Source organism: Streptomyces sp. B3I8 (assembly GCF_030816915.1).
GTDB lineage: Bacteria > Actinomycetota > Actinomycetes > Streptomycetales > Streptomycetaceae > Streptomyces.
This window is the reverse complement of sequence record NZ_JAUSYN010000002.1, coordinates 6,686,482-6,705,634: the sequence shown is the minus strand read 5'-3', so window position 1 is coordinate 6,705,634 and position 19,153 is coordinate 6,686,482. Positions and strand designations below refer to the sequence as shown.

13 protein-coding genes and 1 pseudogene are annotated in these 19,153 nt (G+C 71.5%); 1 reads left to right on the top strand and 13 read right to left on the bottom strand.

Annotation, left to right across the window (positions count from 1 at the left end):
• Positions 1–24: 24 nt before the first annotated feature.
• Together QFZ64_RS31870 and QFZ64_RS31865 are read right to left on the bottom strand one after the other, a co-directional pair.
• Positions 25–1,257, bottom strand: coding sequence for an alanine racemase (locus tag QFZ64_RS31870; RefSeq protein ID WP_307070936.1), 1,233 nt, complete (start codon positions 1,255–1,257; stop codon positions 25–27).
• The gene (locus QFZ64_RS31865) at positions 1,254–1,838 is read right to left on the bottom strand and encodes a transcriptional regulator (RefSeq protein ID WP_307071936.1); all 585 of its coding nucleotides are present in this window, start codon (positions 1,836–1,838) and stop codon (positions 1,254–1,256) included. The genes QFZ64_RS31870 and QFZ64_RS31865 overlap by 4 nt, the downstream gene beginning before the upstream one ends.
• Before the next feature lie 442 nt (positions 1,839–2,280).
• Between QFZ64_RS31865 and QFZ64_RS31860 the strand changes: the two genes are divergently transcribed.
• Positions 2,281–5,559, top strand: coding sequence for a LamG-like jellyroll fold domain-containing protein (locus tag QFZ64_RS31860; RefSeq protein ID WP_307070935.1), 3,279 nt, complete (start codon positions 2,281–2,283; stop codon positions 5,557–5,559).
• Between the two features lie 706 nt (positions 5,560–6,265).
• On the opposite strand, the gene QFZ64_RS31855 is transcribed toward QFZ64_RS31860, so the two are convergent.
• From QFZ64_RS31855 to QFZ64_RS31805, 11 genes and pseudogenes are all read right to left on the bottom strand, one after another.
• Complete coding sequence (locus QFZ64_RS31855; RefSeq protein WP_307070934.1) at positions 6,266–7,303, bottom strand: ABC transporter permease; 1,038 nt, start codon at positions 7,301–7,303, stop codon at positions 6,266–6,268.
• Complete coding sequence (locus QFZ64_RS31850; RefSeq protein ID WP_307070933.1) at positions 7,300–8,265, bottom strand: ABC transporter permease; 966 nt, start codon at positions 8,263–8,265, stop codon at positions 7,300–7,302. Before QFZ64_RS31850 ends, QFZ64_RS31855 begins: the two co-directional genes overlap by 4 nt.
• Positions 8,258–9,889 carry a sugar ABC transporter ATP-binding protein gene (locus tag QFZ64_RS31845; protein WP_307070932.1) on the bottom strand — a complete coding sequence of 544 codons (1,632 nt, stop codon included), beginning with the start codon at positions 9,887–9,889 and terminating at the stop codon, positions 8,258–8,260. The genes QFZ64_RS31850 and QFZ64_RS31845 overlap by 8 nt, the downstream gene beginning before the upstream one ends.
• Before the next feature lie 270 nt (positions 9,890–10,159).
• The gene (locus tag QFZ64_RS31840) at positions 10,160–11,254 is read right to left on the bottom strand and encodes an ABC transporter substrate-binding protein (RefSeq protein WP_307070931.1); all 1,095 of its coding nucleotides are present in this window, start codon (positions 11,252–11,254) and stop codon (positions 10,160–10,162) included.
• Positions 11,255–12,135: 881 nt separating this feature from the next.
• Positions 12,136–13,167, bottom strand: coding sequence for a LacI family DNA-binding transcriptional regulator (locus QFZ64_RS31835; protein ID WP_307071935.1), 1,032 nt, complete (start codon positions 13,165–13,167; stop codon positions 12,136–12,138).
• Positions 13,168–13,535: 368 nt separating this feature from the next.
• Entirely contained in the window at positions 13,536–14,525 is a 990-nt protein-coding gene (locus QFZ64_RS31830; RefSeq protein WP_307070930.1) for a serine/threonine dehydratase, read from the bottom strand.
• A gap of 268 nt (positions 14,526–14,793) precedes the next feature.
• Complete coding sequence (locus QFZ64_RS31825) at positions 14,794–15,633, bottom strand: class I SAM-dependent methyltransferase (protein ID WP_307071934.1); 840 nt, start codon at positions 15,631–15,633, stop codon at positions 14,794–14,796.
• Positions 15,634–15,724: 91 nt separating this feature from the next.
• Positions 15,725–16,075: pseudogene (locus QFZ64_RS31820) on the bottom strand (hypothetical protein); the annotation flags it as partial.
• A gap of 142 nt (positions 16,076–16,217) precedes the next feature.
• Complete coding sequence (locus QFZ64_RS31815; RefSeq protein WP_307070929.1) at positions 16,218–17,393, bottom strand: alkene reductase; 1,176 nt, start codon at positions 17,391–17,393, stop codon at positions 16,218–16,220.
• A gap of 118 nt (positions 17,394–17,511) precedes the next feature.
• On the bottom strand, positions 17,512–18,114 hold the full coding sequence (locus QFZ64_RS31810; protein ID WP_307070928.1) for an NADPH-dependent F420 reductase: 603 nt from the start codon (positions 18,112–18,114) through the stop codon (positions 17,512–17,514).
• A complete protein-coding gene (locus QFZ64_RS31805; RefSeq protein WP_307070927.1) occupies positions 18,114–19,142 on the bottom strand; it encodes a zinc-binding dehydrogenase in 1,029 nt (342 codons plus the stop codon). Before QFZ64_RS31805 ends, QFZ64_RS31810 begins: the two co-directional genes overlap by 1 nt.
• Positions 19,143–19,153 lie beyond the last annotated feature (11 nt).

The following is a 19,153-nucleotide window of genomic DNA, read 5'->3' as shown; positions in this document are numbered from 1 at the left end:
GGCGTACGGGGCGGTCGGGGACGGTCACCAGCCGGTGACGCGCGGCCAGTACGCGACGGCCTCGGGCGCGCCGGTGCCCGTACGGCTGCTGTCGACGACGTGGTAGCCGGAGTGCTGGGCGGCCGTGGCGCAGGCGTGGTTGGGCAGGATGCGCAGCCGGGTGCCGAGCGGCAGGTCGGGCAGGGTGGCGCCGTCGCGTGCGGTGAGGGTGCCGTGCTCCTGACTGGCGTCGGTCATGACGAGGCCGGGGAGGAGGTCGCCGTCCAGGGTGGTGACGAGGCCGTAGCCCTGGTCCTGGGCCTGGCGTGCGGTTCCCCGGTCGCGGGACATGGCCGTCCAGCCGCCGTCGGTGAGGATCCGGCCGAGCCCGGGACGGTGGCCGATGACGGTGACGACGACGGAGAGGGCGAGGTCCTCGACGCGGCAGACGCCGAGTCCGGCCATGACCAGGTCGAAGAACACGTAGTTGCCGGCGCGGAGTTCGGTGACGCCGGTGAGGTCCTCGGCGGCGTGCGCGGTGGGGGTGGAGCCGACGCTGACGACGGGTACCGGCAGTCCGGCGGCGCGCAGCCGTTCGGCGGCGGCGACGGCGGCGTCACGCTCCTGCTCGGCCGCCCGGCGCCGCGCCTTCGCAGTGGTGGCGAAGTAGGACTCACCCGCGTGGGTCAGTACGCCGTCCAGGCATCCGGCGTCGTGCAGGACACGGCCGATCGCGGTCAGGGCGGGGTCGTCGGGGCGCAGGCCGCCGCGGTGGCCGTCGCAGTCGATCTCGATCTGCGCGGGGACGGCGAGGCCGGCGCGGCGGGCGGCGTCGGCGACGGCTTCGGCCTGCGCACGGCTGTCGAGCAGGACGCGCAGCCGTACGCCGCGCCGCAGGAGGGCGAGGACGCGCGGGAGTTTGTGCGGGGCGATGCCGACGGCGTAGGTGAGGTCGGTGTAGCCGCCGTCGGCGAACGCCTCGGCCTCGGCGAGCGTGGAGACGGTGACCGGGCAGGGGGCGCCGTCCGCGTCCCGGAGCAGGGCGGCGACGTCGAGGCTCTTGGCCGTCTTGACGTGCGGGCGCAGGGTGACGCCGAGCCGCTCCACGCGCCGGGCGAGGCGTTCGGCATTGCGAAGCACCTTGTGCACGTCGACGACCGCGAAGGGGGTGTCCGGTTCGGCAAGGGTGTGGGCGGGCGCGGGAAGGTGGGCAGCGACGTCGGCGGGCGCGGGAAGGTGGGCGGGAGTGTGCACAGGGCGGGTGTCCGGTTTCTTCATTTCGTGTAGTTGTAGACGGTGGCGCGGGAGACCCCGAGCAGGTCGGCGATGGCCTGCGCGGCGTCGCGGGAGTCGAAGAAGCCGTCCCGGTGCAGTTGCCTGACCAGTTCCCTCTTGTCCTGACGGCTCAACGAGCGCGGGGTGCCGGCCCGTTCGGCGGCGAGCGCCTCGACGGTCTCGCGCAGTTCGCGCGCGTTGCGGTCGCGCAGACTTTCCAGCGGCCGCTCGCGGTGTTCGGCGTCGGTGGCGACGAGGTTCGACAGGGCGAGGGTGACCGGGGAGAGCACGGACACGTCGAGGTTGAGGCAGAGCGCGGCGACGTAGTCCCCCGCGGCGTTCTTGACGCCGATGGACGTGCTCTTGACCGGGCGGCCGTCGGGGAAGCGGTTGGGGTAGTTCTGGATGACGCTCGGGTACTGCGGGTCGGCGATGCGGGCGAGTCCCAGTTCGGTCACGGAGTCACCGACCCGACGACCGGAGAGGTTGTTCTCGATCACCCGGATCGCATGACGCGGATCCCGCAGATCGTGCAGCACCACCTCGCACAGCCCCGGGAACATCCGGCCCAGCGCGACGGCGATCTTCTCGACCTCGCCGAGGAGATGCTCGTCGGCGGCATCGGCGACATCGGCGACGCCGTGGGCGTCGCCCCTGCCCCGGTGCCGTCGCGGGCCGGCGTCGTCGCCACCGTCGTCGTTCACGCGTCCTCGTCTCCTCTCCTGCGGACCCCGGCCCCGAATCCCGGTCTCGAACGCCGCGGGGACCGTCGCCGCCTCGACCGTACCTCGGAGTTGCGTTTCTCGTCCAGCTCTGGATTTTGAGTACAGACACAACGGGCGCGTGCACAGACTCTGGACAGTTGCCGATCGGCGTGCTGTCATTCCGCTGACATCAATTTCCAACGTTGGAAGAGCCATTCGGCCGGCTCGGCCGCCCGCCCTCTCGCTTTGCCGGGACCTTCTCCCCGCAGCGCTTCGAGCTGCCCTGGTCCCGGTCGCGTGAACATCGTCGAGGAAAGGTTCCATGACAAGACCACACGTCCGTCCACACGCCAGAGCGTGGGCGCTGCTGGCAGCGACCGCGCTGGTCCTGCCGATGTCCGGCCTGGTGTCCACCGCGTCGGCTGCCGAGGCACCGGCCGGTACCACCGCCAACCCGTCCGGACAGGAGGCCGTCGCGGTGCACGGCCTGAAGGGCGAGTACTTCAGCATGTCGGCGCCGGGTGCGCGGGACTTCGCGCACCTCGGTGGCACCCAGCTCGACCCGAATGTCAACTTCTCCGGACTCACCGACACGTTCAAGGACCTGACGGGGCAGACGGAGAACACGACCGCCCGCTGGACGGGGCAGATCGCGGCCCCGGAGACCGGCGACTACACGTTCTACGCCATCGGTGACAACGGCTTCCGCCTCTTCATCGACGGCAAGGCGGTGATCGACCACTGGGAGCCCGACTGGGACAAGGAGCAGACCAGCGCGAGCGTCCACCTGACGGCCGGTGAGAAGCACGACTTCCGCCTGGAGATGTTCCAGGACACCGGCGGCGCCAACATGTTCCTGCGCTGGTCGACCCCGAGCATGGCCAAGCAGGTGGTGCCGATGTCGGCGTTCACCCCGCCGGCCGACTTCGAGGTCTACCCGGTCGAGCTGACGGTCGGCGCGGACGGCAAGAAGGTGCGCGCCCGGTTCGAGGGCAAGGTCGGTGACCTCTCCGCGCTCAAGGACCACCTCCAGGTCCAGGCGGACACCACACCCATGCCGATCGGCTCGGTCAGGACCGTGGGCCGCGACGCGCTGGAGATCGCCCTCACCGAGCCGATCCAGAAGAACCAGCAGGTCAGGTTCTCCTACGACGGCAAGGCGGCCCTCAGCGTCGACGGCAAGGCCGTACCGCAGATCATCCGCTACGCGCAGAACGACTCCACGCACCGCCTCACCACCACGTGGGGCGACAAGGTCGACACCAAGCACCCGCTGCCGGAGTACCCGCGCCCGCAGCAGGTCCGCTCCAAGTGGAAGAACCTCAACGGGCCCTGGCAGTTCGCCGGCGCGAAGAAGGACGAGCAGCCGGTCTTCGGCAAGGACCTCGGCGAGAAGATCATCGTGCCGTACCCGGTGGAGTCGCAGCTCTCCGGTCTCGAGCGGCACGAGGACCACATGTTCTACCGCAAGCTCGTCGACGTCCCCAAGAGCTGGAAGGTCGGCAAGTCGGGCAAGTCCGCGACCGGCGACCGGCTCAAGCTCAACTTCGGGGCCGTGGACTACCGGGCCACGGTCTGGGTCAACGGCAAGAAGGTCGCCGAACACACCGGCGGGTACACGGCGTTCACCGCCGACATCACCGACGCGCTCAAGGCCGAGGGGCCGCAGGAGATCGTGGTCGGGGTCACCGACACCGGCGGCGCCGACCAGCCGATGGGCAAGCAGTCCACCAACCCGGGCGGCATCTTCTACACCCAGTCGTCCGGCATCTGGCAGACGGTGTGGATGGAGCCGGTCGCCAAGGCATCCCTGGACGACATCGTCACCACGCCCGACATCGACACCGGCACCCTCGCGGTGACGGCGAAGTCCGACGACGCCTCCAGCAGGGCGCGCGTGGAGGCCGTGGCCCGCGACAAGCACGGCAAGGTCGTCGGAAAAGTCAGCGGTCCGGCCAACACGAAGCTGACCCTGCCCGTGGCGAAGCAGCACCTGTGGAGCCCGGACGACCCCTACCTGTACGACCTCGACGTCAAGCTCGTCGACGGCAGGTCCACGGACAAGGTCTCCGGGTACTTCGGGATGCGCGAGATAGCCGTCAAGAAGGTGGGCGGCTACCAGAAGCTGGTGCTCAACAACAAGCCCATCTTCTCCCTCGCCACCCTCGACCAGGGCTTCTGGCCCGACGGTCTGTACACGGCGCCGAGCGACAAGGCCCTCGCCTTCGACCTCGAGGCGCACAAGAAGCTGGGCTTCAACGCCGTCCGCAAGCACATCAAGGTGGAGCCGGCCCGCTGGTTCTACCACGCGGACAAGCTGGGCCTGCTGGTGTGGCAGGACTTCGTCTCCGGGAACATCACCAACCAGACCGGACAGAAGGCCTTCGTCGACCAGGGCATGGAGGCGATGCGCCAGCACCACGACTCGCCGGCCGTCATCGGCAACATCGTCTTCAACGAAGGCTGGGGCGAGTGGAACCGCGAGGAGACCGGGCGGATCGCCGAGGCCGTCAAGGCCGCCGACCCCTCCCGCGTCGTCAACACCCACAGCGGCGTCAACTGCTGCAACTCCAAGGGTGACTCGGGTACCGGCGACATCATCGACCACCACGACTACAACAACACCGACCCGGCCTTCCCCGACGAGAAGCGGGCGGCCATGGACGGTGAGCACGGCGGCTTCACCCTCCGCTCCCCCGGCCACATGTGGCCGGGCGCCCCGACCGTGATCTACAGCGGCGTGACGGACAAGGAGGCGCTGACCGACAAGTACGTCGAGAACACCGAGAAGTACTACCTCGAGCAGGCGGGCGCGGAGCTGTCGGGATCGGTGTACACGCAGATCACCGACCTGGAGAACGAGCTCAACGGCCTGTACACGTACGACCGTCGCGAGATCAAGGTCGACGCGGACCGCGTCCGTGAGATCAACCAGAAGGTCATCGCCGCGGGTGCCGCCGCCGGCAGCCGCAAGGAGCTGAAGGGCGGCGGGAACTGGTCGCTCGACGAGGGCACCGGCACCACCGCCGCGGACAGCGGCCCGAACAAGCGGCCCCTGACGCTCTCCGAGGGCACCTCCTGGACGGACGGCGTCCACGGCAGCGCGCTGAAGTTCGACGGCAAGAGCCAGTACGCCGGGACGAAGGAGCCGGTGCTCGACACCACCGGCAGCTACTCCGTCTCCGCCTGGGTCAAGCTGGACGCGCTTCCCGGCAACTACGCCACCGCGCTCAGCCAGGACGGCACGCGACAGGCCAGCCCGTTCTACCTCCAGTACGGTCAGGGCGCCTTCGCCTTCAGCACCCCCGGCGAGCACCGGGCCCGGCTGGTGACCACCCCGCAGACGGGCCACTGGTACCACCTCGTCGGCGTGCGTGACGCCGCGACGAACCAGATCACCCTCTACGTCGACGGCAAGCGGGCGGAGACCGTGACCTCCGGCCCGAACTACGTCGGCTCCGGTCCCCTCGTGGTGGGCCGCGCCAAGTGGAACGGTGACAACGTCGACTTCTGGAACGGCGCGGTGGACGAGGTCCACGCCTACGACCACGCGCTCACCGCGGACGAGGTGAGCACCCTCTACACGGACGAGAAGCCGTAGTCCCGACAACATCCCCGTAGTACGTACCGCGGTCCCGGTGAGCCCCGCTCACCGGGACCGCTCGCGTGTGGGCGGGGGGGGTGGCTGGGGCGGGGTGAGGACCAGGGGTGCTCCTCCACTGCCTCCGGCAGCGCGACGGCGGCCGTGGAGAACACGAGGGCCGTGTGGCGGGCGCGTGCGGCCGGCGGGGGGACGCCGGCCGGCTCATCGGGCCGGCAGTCCGTGTGCGGGGCGATCGCCACGGTGGCGGGGACGGCGGGTCGCGCCGTAGCGGAACGGTGCCGCAGCGGGGCGGGTGCCGTGGCGGGACGATGCCGAAGGCCCCGCGTTCCGGGGCGGGTACGCGTCCGCTGGGCCGGGGACGGGGCTGCACCGCCACAGCCGTACGGGCACGAGGCGGTACGGGCACGAGGCGGTACGGGCACGAAGCGGTACGGGCACGAAGCGGTACGGGCACGGCCTTCCGAAGTACCCGGTGGTTCCGGGTGACCGGGTGGCCCTCGCGATCCCCCCGGTGCCCCGTCCCCGGTCCCCTCCGGCGGCCCCCTGCCCCGCAGCCTGCGCAGCCCCGTAGCCGCGCGGACGCAGCCCCGCAGGACGGCCCCGGGGAAACACAAGGACACGGCAGCCGGGTCGAGGACGACCGGCTGCCGTGTCGGGGGTGAAGAGGGAAGGTGAAGAGGGAAAGGGAAGGGGCGGGAAGGGCTCAGACCAGTTGTCGCCTGCGGCCCAGGTAGGTCTGGGCGATGACGACGACGGCCAGGAAGGCGCCGCTGACGACCTGTTGGTAGGAGGAGTCCAGCGAGCCGATCTGGTTGATGACGTTCTGGATCACCTTCAGCAGCAGGACGCCGACCAGCGACCCGCTGACGTAGCCGAGACCGCCGGTGAGCAGCGTGCCGCCGATGACGACGGCGGAGATGGCGTCCAGTTCCATGCCGTTGCCGAGGATGGTCACGCCGGAGGCGAGCCACGCCGCGTTGAGCGCGCCGGCCAGGCCGGCCAGCAGCCCGGACAGGGTGTAGACGAGGATCTTGGTGCGGGCCACCGGGGCGCCCATGAGGGCGGCGGCGTCCTCGTTGCCGCCGACCGCGTACACGTGCTGGCCGAAGCGGGTGCGGCGCAGGACGACGGCGCCCGCCACGAACAGCGCCAGCATGAGCCACACCGGGTTGCCGATGCCGAGGGTGCTGTCCTGGCCGAGAGTGGCGAGGAAGGACCCCTTGCCGATCAGGTAGGTGTCGGCACCCTCGTCGGTGAGGGACAGCATGAGACCGCGGGCGCCCAGCATGGCGGCCAGGGTGACGATGAAGGGCGCGAGCCGGGAGCGGGCGACGAGCAGCCCGTTGACGACGCCGATCAGTCCGCAGACCGCGAGGGGCAGCAGCAGCGCCACGAGGGTGCCGTGCCGTGATCCCCAGGCCGCCAGCACGCCGCCGAGCGCGAACAGGGAGCCGACGGACAGGTCGATGCCGCCGGTGATGATGACGAAGGTCATGCCGAGGGCGACGATCGCGAGGAACGCCGAACTGGTCGCCATGTTGGAGACGTTGTCGCCGGTGGCGAACGAGTCGAAGCTGAACGAGGCGATGAGCGAGACGATCACGAGCACCGCGAGGGCGCCGTGCTGCTGGACCAGGGCGCTCATGCGCTCCGCGCGCGAGGAGCCCACCGGTTCCGTCTCGTCCGCGGAGGTGTTGCTCGCGGTGGTCACGGGTGTGGTGTCCGTATTGGTGACGGTCATCGCTTCCCCCGTCCCCGTGCCGCGTAGACCGCGCACACGATGACTATGGCCTGGGCGATCTGCGTCCACGAGGGCGGCAGATCGTGCTTGATGAGGGTGGCGGTGAGGAGCTGGATGAGGACGGCGCCGGCCACCGTGCCGCCGATGCTGACGCGGCCGCCGGTGAGCGGGGTGCCGCCGACGACGACGGCGGTGATCGCCGAGAGCTCCATGAGGTTGCCCAGCGAGGTCGGGTCGCTGGCCTGGAGCCGGGCCGTCGCGAGCACGCCCGCCACGGCGGCGAGCAGCGCGGAGACGACGTAGACCACCATGAGCACGCGGCGCACCGGCAGACCGGCGAGCTGCGCGGCGGGGCGGCTGTCGCCGATGGCCAGCAGCTGCCGTCCGAAGGTGGTGCGCCGGATCACGAACGCGACCAGCACGGCGAGGGCGGCGGCGATCAGGATGAGGTAGGGCACGCCCACGATGTCGCCGGAGCCGAGGGAGGCGAGCGACGGATTGTGGAGGTCCTCGAGCTGGGGCAGCATCACCAGGGCGATGCCGCGGCCGCCGACCATCAGCGCCAGGGTGGCGACGATGGGCTGCACCCCGAGCAAGGCGACCAGCGCCCCGTTGGCCAGTCCCGCGAGGGCGGCGAACAGTGCCACCGCGAGGAGGGCGGGCACCAGCCCGTAGCCGAGGTAGAGGGCCGTGACGGAGGCCGCCAGGGCCATCACGGCGCCGACGGAGAGGTCGACGCCCTCGGTGCCGATGACCAGTGCCATGCCGAGGGCGACGATGATGACCGGCGCGACCTGGACGGCCTGGGTGCGGAAGTTCTCGGTGGACAGGAAGTGCGGGGTGATGACGATGTTGACGATCAGGAGCAGCGCGACGCCGGCGTAGACCCCGTAGACCTGCAGCCATTGCAGGACGCGGGCCTTGTCGAACGGGACGGCGGTGCGCACGGTGGCTTCAGCCATCGGAGGCGGCCTCCTTCACCACGGTGTGCGCGGGGGTGTCCCCGGCGGTGCCCGCGGGGGCTTCCCCGGCGGTGTGCGCGGCTGTGTCCCCGGCGGCGCGCGTGGGCGCGTCCCCGGCGATGGTCCGCATGAGCTTGTCCTCGGTGACGTCCTCGCCGGTCAGTTCGCCGACGACCGCACCGTCCTTCAGTACGACCACGCGGTCGGACCCTTCGATCAGTTCCTCCAGATCGGAGGAGATGAGCAGGACGCCCAGGCCGTCCTCGGCCAGTTCGTCCACGAGCTTCTGCACCTCGGCCTTGGCGCCGACGTCGATGCCGCGGGTGGGTTCGTCCAGGAGCAGCACCTTGGGGTTCATCGCCAGCCAGCGGGCCAGCAGCACCTTCTGCTGGTTGCCGCCGGACAGTTCGCCGACCTTCTGGTGCGGCGAGGACGCCTTGATCCGGAGGCGTTCGATGAAGGTGTTCACGATCTTGTCGACGCGGGCCTCGGAGACCATGCCGAAACGGGAGAGGCGGGGCAGGGCGGCGAGCGCGATGTTCTCGCGCACCGACAGGCCCGGCACGATCCCCTCGCTCTTGCGGTCCTCGGGCAGCAGGCTGATGCCCGCCCGGATGGCGCCGGGGGTGGAGCCGCCGCGCAGCGACGTTCCGGCGACCACGACCTTCCCCGAACGGGTGGGGAGCGCGCCGGAGATGGCCTTGGCGGTCTCGGTGCGCCCCGAGCCGAGGAGCCCGCCGAGTCCGACGACCTCTCCGGGCCGGATGCTGACCGAGACACCGTGCAGTTTGTGGGGCACGGTGAGGCCGGTCGCCTCCAGGACGGGCTCGGCATCGGCGGCGTGGTGGTCGCCGCTGAACTTCGTCAGGCCCTCCGCGCGCACCTCGCCCAGTTCACGGCCGAGCATGGTGGAGACCAGGTCGAGCCGGCTGAGTTCGGACAGCCGGCCGTGGTGCACCCGGCGTCCGTCGCGGAGCACGGTGACGGTCTCGCACACGGCGTACAGCTCGTCGAGACGGTGGCTGACGTAGACGACCGCGATGCCGGAGTCGCGCAGGCGGCGGATGACCGAGAAGAGGGTCTCGACCTCGCGGGGTTCGAGGGAGGAGGTCGGTTCGTCCATGATGACGACCCGTGCGTCGGTGGCCACCGCGCGGGCGAGGGCCACCATCTGCTGGGCGCCGACGCCGAGGGTGCGCAGCGACTGGCGCACGTCCACGCGGACACCGTAGGTCCGCAGGGTCTCCTCGGCCTCCCGGTTCATGCGGGCGAAGTCCAGCAGCCCCAGCCGGGTGCGGGGTTCGCGCCCGAGGAAGAGGTTGCGGGCCACGCTCAGCAGCGGGATGAGGTTGACCTCTTGGTAGATGGTGGAGATGCCGGCCTTCTGGGCCTCCAGCGGAGTGCCGAAGGAGACCTGCCGGCCCTGGAACTCGACCGTGCCGGCGTCCGGCCGGTACACGCCGGTGAGCACCTTGATGAGCGTGGACTTGCCGGCGCCGTTCTCTCCGATGAGGGCGTGTACCTCACCGGGGTGCAGGACGAGATCCACTCCGTCCAGGGCCCGGACTCCGGGGAATGTCTTGCTGAGTCCGCGGATGGCGAGGACCTCGGCGGGTGGTGCCACCTGTGCCTCCAGGTAGTGCGGAAAAATACGGGAAGTGCGGAAGTGCGGGGAGTGCGGAAGTACGTGCATTCGCGCGGGGGGTTCGGGATCGCCGTGGAGATGCGAGGGCTTTCCGGCCTTCCGGCGTTCAGACCGTGCGGCCTTCCCGGGTAGCGGGAAGGCCGGGAAGTCCGGGAATCCGCGGGCGTCCCCGGGTGGTTCGTGCGACCGGGAACCCTGAACGCGCGGGGGCCCCGCCCGGGCCTGTGCGGTCCGGGCGGGGAGGGAGGATCAGTAGGCCTTGCCGACGTCCTGTTTGGCGTTGTCGGAGTTGTAGGCGCTGTCCTGGATGATGATGTCCTGGGCGACTTCCTTGCCCTGGGTGAAGGTGTCCAGCGTCTGGAAGGCCAGCGGGCCGAACCGCGGGTTGGACTCGATGACGCCGCTGATCCAGCCGTCCACGATGGAGTTGACGGCGTTGCGGGTGCCGTCCACCGTGACGATCTTGACGGCGCCGGCCTTCTTGCCCGCTCCCTTGAGCGCGGCCACCGCGCCGAGGCCCATCTCGTCGTTCTCGGCGTAGATGCCCTTGATGCCGGGCTTGGACTGGACGAGCTGCTCGGTGACCTGCTGGCCCTTCTCGCGGGCGAAGTCACCGGTCTGCTCGAAGACGACCTTCAGGTCGGGGGCCTTCTCGGCGATGCGCTCCTTGAAGCCCTTGGTGCGCTCGGTGGTGACGTTGTTACCGGCCGATCCGAGCAGGATCGCGACCTCGCCCTTGCCGCCCGTGGCCTTGATCATCTGGTCGGCCGCGCGCTTGCCCTGCTCCACGAAGTCCGAGGCGATGAAGGAGACGTAGTCCTTGCAGGGGGTCGCGTTGATCTTGCGGTCGATCGTGACGATCGGGACCTTCTTGGCGGCGGCGGCCTTCAGCACCGGCTCCCAGCCGTCGGAGTTGAGCGGGGCTATGACGAGGAGGTCGGCACCCTTGGCGAGGAGGTCCTGGACGTCGCTGATCTGCTTGGAGAACTGCGACTGGGCGTTGGCCGTGAGCAGCTTGACGCCGCGCTTCTTGGCCTCGTCCTTGATCGACTGGGTCTCGGCGATGCGGAAGGGGTTGGCTTCCTTCTCCGACTGGGAGAACCCGACGGTGGCGTTCTTCAGGTCGATCTTCTTCGCGCCGTAGGCGTCGATGGTGCAGGTCTTGCTGCCCGCCTTCGGCGTGGCGACCTTCTGCTGCGCGTCGGCGGCGGAAGAGGAGCTCTGCTTGTCCGACGAGTCGTCCTCCGACTTGGCACAGGCACTCGCTGTCAGGGCCACCGCTGCGGCCAGGGCCACGACCACGGGACGGGCGAAGAGGTGAGGACGGTGAATGGTGCGCTGCATGGGTGACCCCGATCCGGGCGACGCTGAAAAAGGGAACTGGGGAGTCGAACGACAAGCGCCAACAGTGCGTCTCCCCCACGTCGGACACTGTCAGGTCCGCCGCAATGAGGTTTTTACATCGTTGGAAGGGGGTTGTAAACCCCCCGCGCACGGTGCGCATACCGGACGTGATGATCACTTCCGACCAGGACGAAGGGGTCGTTCCGGTTTCCCCGCCCCCGGGAACGACCGCGGGGCGGGCCGGCCGGCCGCCGCGCGACGAAGGCGGAGACCGTCCGCGTCCGCATCGGCGGGTTCGCGGCCTCGCGACACGGGAAGGGCGCTGTGCGGCCGCCTGCCGGCCGCGCGTGGCCGCGTGTGCGTGCGGCCGCGTGAAGGGTCCTGCACTCCCCCGCGCCACCCCCGTGACGCCCCCGGCCCCCGGGCCCCGGTCCCCGGGCCATGGGCGCGCCTGGAGGGCCCCGTGGCCGCACGAAGGGGCATACACGCACACACACGAGCACGTGAGCCGCCCGCACCGCCCCGTGGCCCCGGTGGTGCACTGCACTCACCGGGCCGCCTGGACGGGCACTGTGCGTCCGCGGACCGCGGGTCCCCCGAAGGCCGCGGGACCCGCCGAAGACCCGCAGAACCGGTCGTGAATCACCTACGCGAACGCGGCGGTGGCGCACACCGGGCCCGGAACCTGCCTCCACCGCCCGGATACCCCTCACCACCGGCCCAGCACCTTTCACCACCGGCCCAGCACCTTTCACCACCGACCCGGCACCGGTTGCCGCCGGCTCCGCACCGCACCGCGCCCACCGCACCCCACCCGCCGCGCCCGCCGGGCCGTCGGCCCCCGTCGGCCCGGCCGCGCCGGTTCGGCGCCGCCGCCGCGGTCAGTCGCTCGCGGCCCGTCGGGCGGCCTCCTGGCGTCCCAGGGTGCTCTCCCGTTCGACCACGCGATAGTCCGCCGACACCCTCAGGGGCGGGCGGGTGTCTCCGTTGAGCCGGGCGAGGACCGATTCGACCGCGAGCCGGCCGATGGCCTCCTTGTCCGGGGAGACCGAGGTGAGGGTGACCGCGCCGAAGCGCCCCTCGATCACGTCGTCGAACCCGACGACCGCGACGTCCTCGGGCACCCGGATCCCCCGCTCGTGCAGCACCCGCATGGCCCCGATGGCCATCGGGTCGTTGTACGCGAACACGGCGTCCGGCTGCCGTCCGGAGTCCAGGATGCGGGCCATGGCGGTGGCGCCGTCCGCGTGCCCCCAGCCGTCGGTGGCGGCGACGAGCCCCTCGTCGGAGGGCAGTCCGGCCGTGCGCAGTTCCTCGCGCCAGCCGCGCACGCGCAGTTGGGCCGGCTCGCTCCGACCGTTCCGGGCCCCGATGAACGCCACGGTCCGGCGTCCGAGGGAGACCAGGTGACGGACGGCGTCGCGGGCGGCGGCGACGTTGTCGATGGCGATGTGGTCGTAGGGCAGGTCATAGTCCCGCTCACCGAGCAGCACGAGCGGCACGTTCTCCCGGTCGCGCAGGTCCTCCGCCTCCAGTTCGATGGGGCTGAGGATGAGTCCGTCGATGACGCGCGCCCGGAACCCCTGGCTGACCAGGATCTCCTGCTCACGTCGGCCGCCGGTGTGGTCGAGCAGGACGATGTAGTCGTGCTCCACGGCGGTGTCGATGACCGCGGCGGCGAGTTCCGCGAAGTAGGGGTTGCCCAGCTCGGGCAGGGCGAGTGCGATGACGCCCGTGCGCCCCTTGCGCAGGTGCCGGGCGGCCAGGTTCGGCCGGTAGCCGAGTGTGTCGATGGACCTCTGAACGCGCTCACGCATGGCCGGGGTCACGTGCTGATAGTTGTTCACCACGTTGGACACGGTTTTGATGGAGACCCCCGCGTGCGCGGCGACGTCCTTGAGGCTGACCCGCACGTCCATCCCTTCCTGAGCCACCCGACCGAGGTGGCGGCGGCACGGACACGAGGTCGTCACCGCGCACCGCGTTTCGCCCGGCCGCTGAATTTTACAACGTTATACATTCGTTTTCGTTCCGCTACAAGATGAGGAACGAGCCCTCCCCGTTTCCGCCCCGGACGGCGTCGCTCCAGGAGGTCGGGAGGGGTCGCACATGCCCGGAAAAAGCGGGCGGCCACCCCGCGAAAGGTGCCCGCCTCGACGGCGCCCGCCCTGGCCGTACCCGCCCGGCCGGTGCTCGCCCGGGCCGTACTCGCCGCAGGCGGCCGCCCGTTCGTCCGTCGACGGCCGTCGGCCGACGGCCGGGCCCGGCCGGTCGTCGGCCTTCAGCCGTGGCCGGGCTGCCCGGTCAGGTCGCTCGGGTCGGTGTTGGCCCCGCACAGCACCACCGCGATCCGCTCGCCGTCCACGAGGCGGTGACCCGCGTCCGGCGACGCGACGACCGCGGCGAACGCCGTGGCGGCGGCGTGCTCGACCGCCAGTCTGTGGTGGTCCCACAGTTCCTGCCGGGCCCGGACGATCTCGCCGTCCGGCACGGTCACGGGCCCCACCCCGCCCTGCTGGACGGCGTGCAGTGCCATGGCGGAGGCCCGGCGGGCGCCGAGGGAGTCGGCGGCGACGGAGTCCACGGCGACGTCCACGGGACGGCCCGCCTCGACGGCGGCGCCCAGCGCACGGCAGTGCGACGGCTCGACCGGGACGGTACGGATGCCGTGCTGCCGGGCGGCGGTCGCGACACCGGCGAACAGCCCTCCACCGCCCACGGCGACCACCACGGTGTCCAGACCGGGAACCCGGTCGCGGATCTCCTCCAGCAGGGTGCCCGCCCCGGCGGCGATCAGCGGATGGTCGTAGGCGTGCGAGGCGAGCGCGCCGGTCGCGGCGGCGAACTCCGCGCAGGCCGCCTGCGCCTCGGCGTACTCGGTGCCGACGAGGCGCACGTCCGCACCGTAGGAGCGGAGCTTCGCCACCTTCACCCCGGGAGCGGTGGCCGGCAGGAACACGGTGGCCGGCACACCCTGGCGCCGGGCGGCCCACGCGCACGCCAGCCCCGCGTTGCCACCGGAGGCGATGGTCACCCCGACGTCCGGGAGGGTTCCGGTCTCTCGGTGTGCCTGGAGGAAGTTCTGCGCGCCCCGGGCCTTGAAGCTGCCGGTGTGCTGCATGAACTCCAGCGCCAGGTGGACCTGTCGTCCTCGCGGCACACGTGCCTGCCCGCTCTCGCCGGGGCCGAGCGGTACGACGGTCACGGGCCGGACCCGGCCCGCGATCCGGTCGGTCGCCGCCTTGATGTCGTCATGGCCGAGTGGGTGCACTTCATCGCTCCGATCACAGGTGGACACCGCTCCATGGTGCCGGGCGACCGACCATGGGTGCCGGGCCACATCCAGGAGACGGGCCGCCCATGGTTCCGTGCCCCCCTGCCGGCGGGCAGGCACCCCAGCGGTGCCGGCGGGGCCAGCGCCGCGGCTCGCCACGACCCGCTACGGCTCCCCCGGCGCGTACGGCCTCGGGGGTACGCGGGGCGGGACGGGCCATGACGTGGTCCGAGGCGACGGCGCCCCTGGTGCGGGAGCGGGCGGATCAGCCGCTCGTCGTGCCGGAGGCCTGCCGGCGGACCGCCGAGACCAGGCCGCCCGGCCCCTCCCCGCGTCGCGGCGGGGTGTTCACCGGGCGCCCGTAGGCGGCGGCACGTTCGCGCACGGTGTGGGTCTCGGCCTCCCAACCGTGTCCGGCGAGCCAGCCGACGGGGTCGTCGGGCATCTCCGAGACCCACATGGACGCCGTCGAGCCCGGCGTGGCGTCCGCGGCGAAGCGCTCGATCACTCCGGACGAGCCCAGCGTCAGCCCCATGCGGCTGCCTGCCGCCGACCGCGCGCCGATCCGGCCCAGCAGCAACTCGACGGCGTCCTGCGGCAGATAGATCAGCAGTCCCTCGGCGATCCACACGGTCGGCAGGGTCGGGTCGTGCCCGGCCGCGGCCAGTGCCCCCGGCCAGTCGTCCCGCAGATCCACCGTCACGGTGATCCGCTCGCACCGCGCGACGGCCCCCTCCTGACGCAGCACCGAGGCCTTGAAGTCCAGTGGGGCGGCGGTGTCGACCTCGAACAGCCTGGTGCCCTCGGGCCAGTCCATCCGGAAGGCCCGGCTGTCCATGCCGGCGCCCAGCAGTACGACCTGCCGGATGCCGGACGCGGACGCCCGCCGCAACAGGTCGTCGAGGAACTTCGTCCTGATGACGATGGAGAACGCCACCGCCGACCAGCGGCGCCGCGCGCCCTCGTCGTCGGGGAGCGGCGGCGAGGACGGCCACACCCCACCGGCGGCGGCGAAGGCCTGCGCCAACGGGTCACGGAACAGCGGGTTCTCCCGCGCGCTCTCCCGTGCCCGCACCCTGGCCACCCCCACCGCCGTGGCCCACACCCCCGACGGCCGCTCCCGCTTCAGCTCCTCAGTCACGACGCCAGACAGTACCGCGTCGCACACCCGTTCCGTGCGGATCCGCTCCGTGCGCACGGAACTCGTGCACCACCTGGATCCCACCGACGAGGTGGGCGTTGAGGTCGTCCAACTCCGCGGCGGGAACCCAGAGTTCCAGAATCGTCCGGCCGCCCGCCTGCCGGACGGGATACCGGCGCAGGAACTCCGAGTCGACCTCGAACCGGGTGACGAATCCGGCGCCGTCGTGCTTCACGTTCCAGTCCCGCGCGATCCTGATCGCGTAGTCCTCGTCGAGGACCGGATAGAAGATCGGCTGCTCGGGCAGTCGGGGCGGCCAGGTACGCCAGTTCGACTCCCGGACCAGCTCCAGCTCCTTGGGGCCGGTGGGGCGCCACAGGGTGGTCGTCGCTCGCCGACTGTCCATGCGCGTCGCTCTCCGAACGTGGGCCGCAGGTGCGGCGGGACGGGAGCCCGGACGATACCGGCACCGCGCGGGCGGCGGCCACGCGGTTTCCGCCGCGTGGCCGCCGACGGCCGCTCCGTGGTCGCACAGGCCGCCGTCTCGCCTACGAGCCGCTCACGGCGGGGTAGTCCGTGTAGCCCTCGACGCCTCCGGCGTAGTACGTCTCGCGGTCGCCTTCGGCGAGGAGGTGGCCGTGGGCGAACCGGTCGACGAGGTCCGGGTTGGCGATGAAGGGGACGCCGAAGGCGACCGCGTCGGCCAGCCGGCGTTCGAGCAGGTCGTTGCCGCTCTCCCGGGTGAAGCCCAGGTTGGCGACGAGAGCACCGCGGTAGTGGGCGCGGAAGCGTGCGAACGCGGCGAGGGGGCCGTCGGTGCCGGCGTCGGCACCGCTGTCCGTGCCGGTGCCGCTGTCCGTGCCGGTGCCGACACCCGTGCCGGGCTCCGGGCCGACGAGCTGAAGGTACGCCAGGTCGTTGTCGCTGAGGCGCTTCAGGAGCTGGTCGTAGTCGGCGAGCACCTCGGCGTCCGCGGTGAAGGCGGGCCCCCGGTTCCAGTACGGGGAGAGCTTGACGCCGACGCGGTCACTGCCCCACACCTCGCTGACGACGTCCACGATGTCCAGGAGGAGCTGGGCCCGCCGCTCGGCGCTGCCACCGTACGCGTCGGTGCGCCGGTTGAGACGGGGGTTGAGGAACTGGGCCAGCAGATGGCTTCCCTGGGCGTGGATCTCCATGCCGTCGAATCCGGCGCGCCGGGCGTTGACGGCGGCCTGCCGGTAGCTGTCGATCGTGGTGGCGATCTCCGCGGCGGTCAGGGCACGCGGTGTGACGGTGTCCTTGAGTCCCTCGGGGGTGAAGGACTGCTCCTGGGGGTTGATCGCGGAGGGGCCGCCGGGGAGGCGGCCACCGTGGTGATCCGGGTGGGAGGCGGCGCCGAGGTGCCCCACCTGCGAGACGATCCGTCCGCCCGCGGCGTGCACGGCTTCGGTGACCTTGGTCCAGCCGGCGGTCTGGGCGTCGGTGTAGATGCCGGGGACGTTGATGTAACCGATCGCCTCCGGGCTGACCCAGGTTCCCTCGCTGACGATCAGACCGGCGCCGGCGCGCTGTGCGTAGTAGGTGGCGTGCAGATCGGTGGGCGCCAGTTCGGCGTTGGCGGCCCGGGCGCGGGTCATGGGTGCCATGACGACGCGGTTGGGCAGTTCGAGGGCGCCGAGCCGGACGGGCCGGAGAAGGGGCTGAGCGTCGGGGGCCGAGGTCCGGTCGGGGAAGTCGGACATGAGTGTCTCTTTCGTAGGAGCGGAAGAAGGAAGAAGAAGGAACACCCCTCGCCGGCATGGCCCGTCGCATCACGTCACGTCACGACACGAGGAGCACAAGCGGTGAGCGGAAAGTGGGTCAGTCCTGCTTGAGGACGTGGAGGGCCGAGAGGGGACCGCCGAGCTGGATGAGCCGGCCTCCCTCGCGCAGCGACCCGAGGTCGACGGGCGCGAAGCCGAACTCGGAGGTCAGCTCCTTCACGGTGTTCTTGGCGTCGGCGTCGTCGCCGGCGAGGAACAGCACCTGCCGGCCCGCCTCGTGGCGTGGGTCGGGTGCGATGAACTGCGCGTAGAGGGCGTTGAACGCCTTGACCACGCGTGCGCCGGGGAGCAGGGAGGCTACGTACTCACTCCCGGTGAGCTCGCCCAGGTCGGCGATGGCCGGGGTCGGCGCCAGGGTCTCGAACTGGTTGGTGGCGTCGATGACGACGGTCCCGTCAAGGGGCGGGAGTCCGGCGACGGCGTCGGGGACGCTGGGCCAGCCGACGGCGAGTACGACGAGATCCGCGTCGGCGGCCTCCGCGGGGGTCCCGGCGGTGGCGAGCGGGCCGAGGCCGGCGACCAGGGCGGACAGGGAGGCGGGCCCCCGGCTGTTGCTGAGGACGACCTCGTGGCCGTGGCGGACGGCGTGCCGGGCGATGGCCTGGGCGACGGTGCCGGCTCCGAGCGTTCCGATGCGCATCAGGCGGCCCCGTTCCGTGAGTCGGTCGCCGGAGGTGTGGTGAGCAGGACGGTTCCGCTCTTGGCCGGCCGGCGGGCGTGCTCGACGGCGGCCTTGAAGTCGGCGAGGTCGTAACTGGCCGCGACCTCCAGCAGGTTCGGGGTGTCCTGTGCCAGTTCGAGGGCGAAGGCGACGTCCTCGGCCCGTTCCTCTGGGGTGCGGTCCGTCCACCGCAGCACCGTGGCGCCCCGCACGGTGAGTTCCCGCGCGACGAGCGGCAGCGACTCCAGCGGTGTCGTGCCCGCTCCCATCTGCCCGTAGGAGAGGAGGGTGCCGCCGGGGGCGAGCAGCGCCGCGAGGTCCCGGCTCATGGCGCCGCCGACGCTGTCGAGGACTACTCGGACCCCGTCGTCGCCGGAGTGCCGGCGGACCTGTTCCCGCCAGTCGTCGTCACTCGTGGAGATCACGGGCTGCGAGGGGTACAGCGCGCGCTTCCGCTCGGCGCCGGCAGTGCTGCGCACGAGGTTGATCAGGCTCAGGTCGTGCCGGACCGCGGCCGCGCTGATCAGTTTCCCGACGGACGAGCCGGCCGCCGTCTGGAGCACGGGGCCCTTGTGTCCGTGCAGGGCGTTCTCCAGCGCGCGGTACAGGGTGAGCAGGGTCAGCGGGTTGACCAGCATGAGGGCCGCGGTCTCGTCACCGACCCCGTCGGGCACGGGTACGGCCAGGTCGGCGGCGACCACGACGAAGTCGCTCCAGGTGCCGGGGGCCGGGAAGACCGCCACGCGCCGGCCGGGGCGCAGCGTGCGCACGTCCGGTCCGACGCTCTCCACGACGCCCATCCCCTCCACTCCGGGGATGCGGCCCGCCGACTGCTGTTCCGCCGGTCCCGAGGCGTACCTCACCAAAGCCAGGTCCCCCGGATGGACGGGCCGGACCAGCAGACGAACCAGCACCTGACCTGCGCCGGGACGTGGCGGGTGCGGTTGCTCCCGCAGGGTGAGTACCTCCTCGGGCTCGCCCGGCCGGGTGTGCACCACAGAACGCATGGGCTCCTCCA

Coding starts and splice junctions, on each gene's coding strand:
- QFZ64_RS31870 (WP_307070936.1), bottom strand. CDS start 1,257: ATGAAGAAACCGGACACCCGCCCTGTGCACACTCCCGCCCACCTTCCC.
- QFZ64_RS31860 (WP_307070935.1), top strand. CDS start 2,281: ATGACAAGACCACACGTCCGTCCACACGCCAGAGCGTGGGCGCTGCTG.
- QFZ64_RS31855 (WP_307070934.1), bottom strand. CDS start 7,303: ATGACCGTCACCAATACGGACACCACACCCGTGACCACCGCGAGCAAC.
- QFZ64_RS31850 (WP_307070933.1), bottom strand. CDS start 8,265: ATGGCTGAAGCCACCGTGCGCACCGCCGTCCCGTTCGACAAGGCCCGC.
- QFZ64_RS31840 (WP_307070931.1), bottom strand. CDS start 11,254: ATGCAGCGCACCATTCACCGTCCTCACCTCTTCGCCCGTCCCGTGGTC.
- QFZ64_RS31815 (WP_307070929.1), bottom strand. CDS start 17,393: ATGTCCGACTTCCCCGACCGGACCTCGGCCCCCGACGCTCAGCCCCTT.
- QFZ64_RS31810 (WP_307070928.1), bottom strand. CDS start 18,114: ATGCGCATCGGAACGCTCGGAGCCGGCACCGTCGCCCAGGCCATCGCC.
- QFZ64_RS31805 (WP_307070927.1), bottom strand. CDS start 19,142: ATGCGTTCTGTGGTGCACACCCGGCCGGGCGAGCCCGAGGAGGTACTC.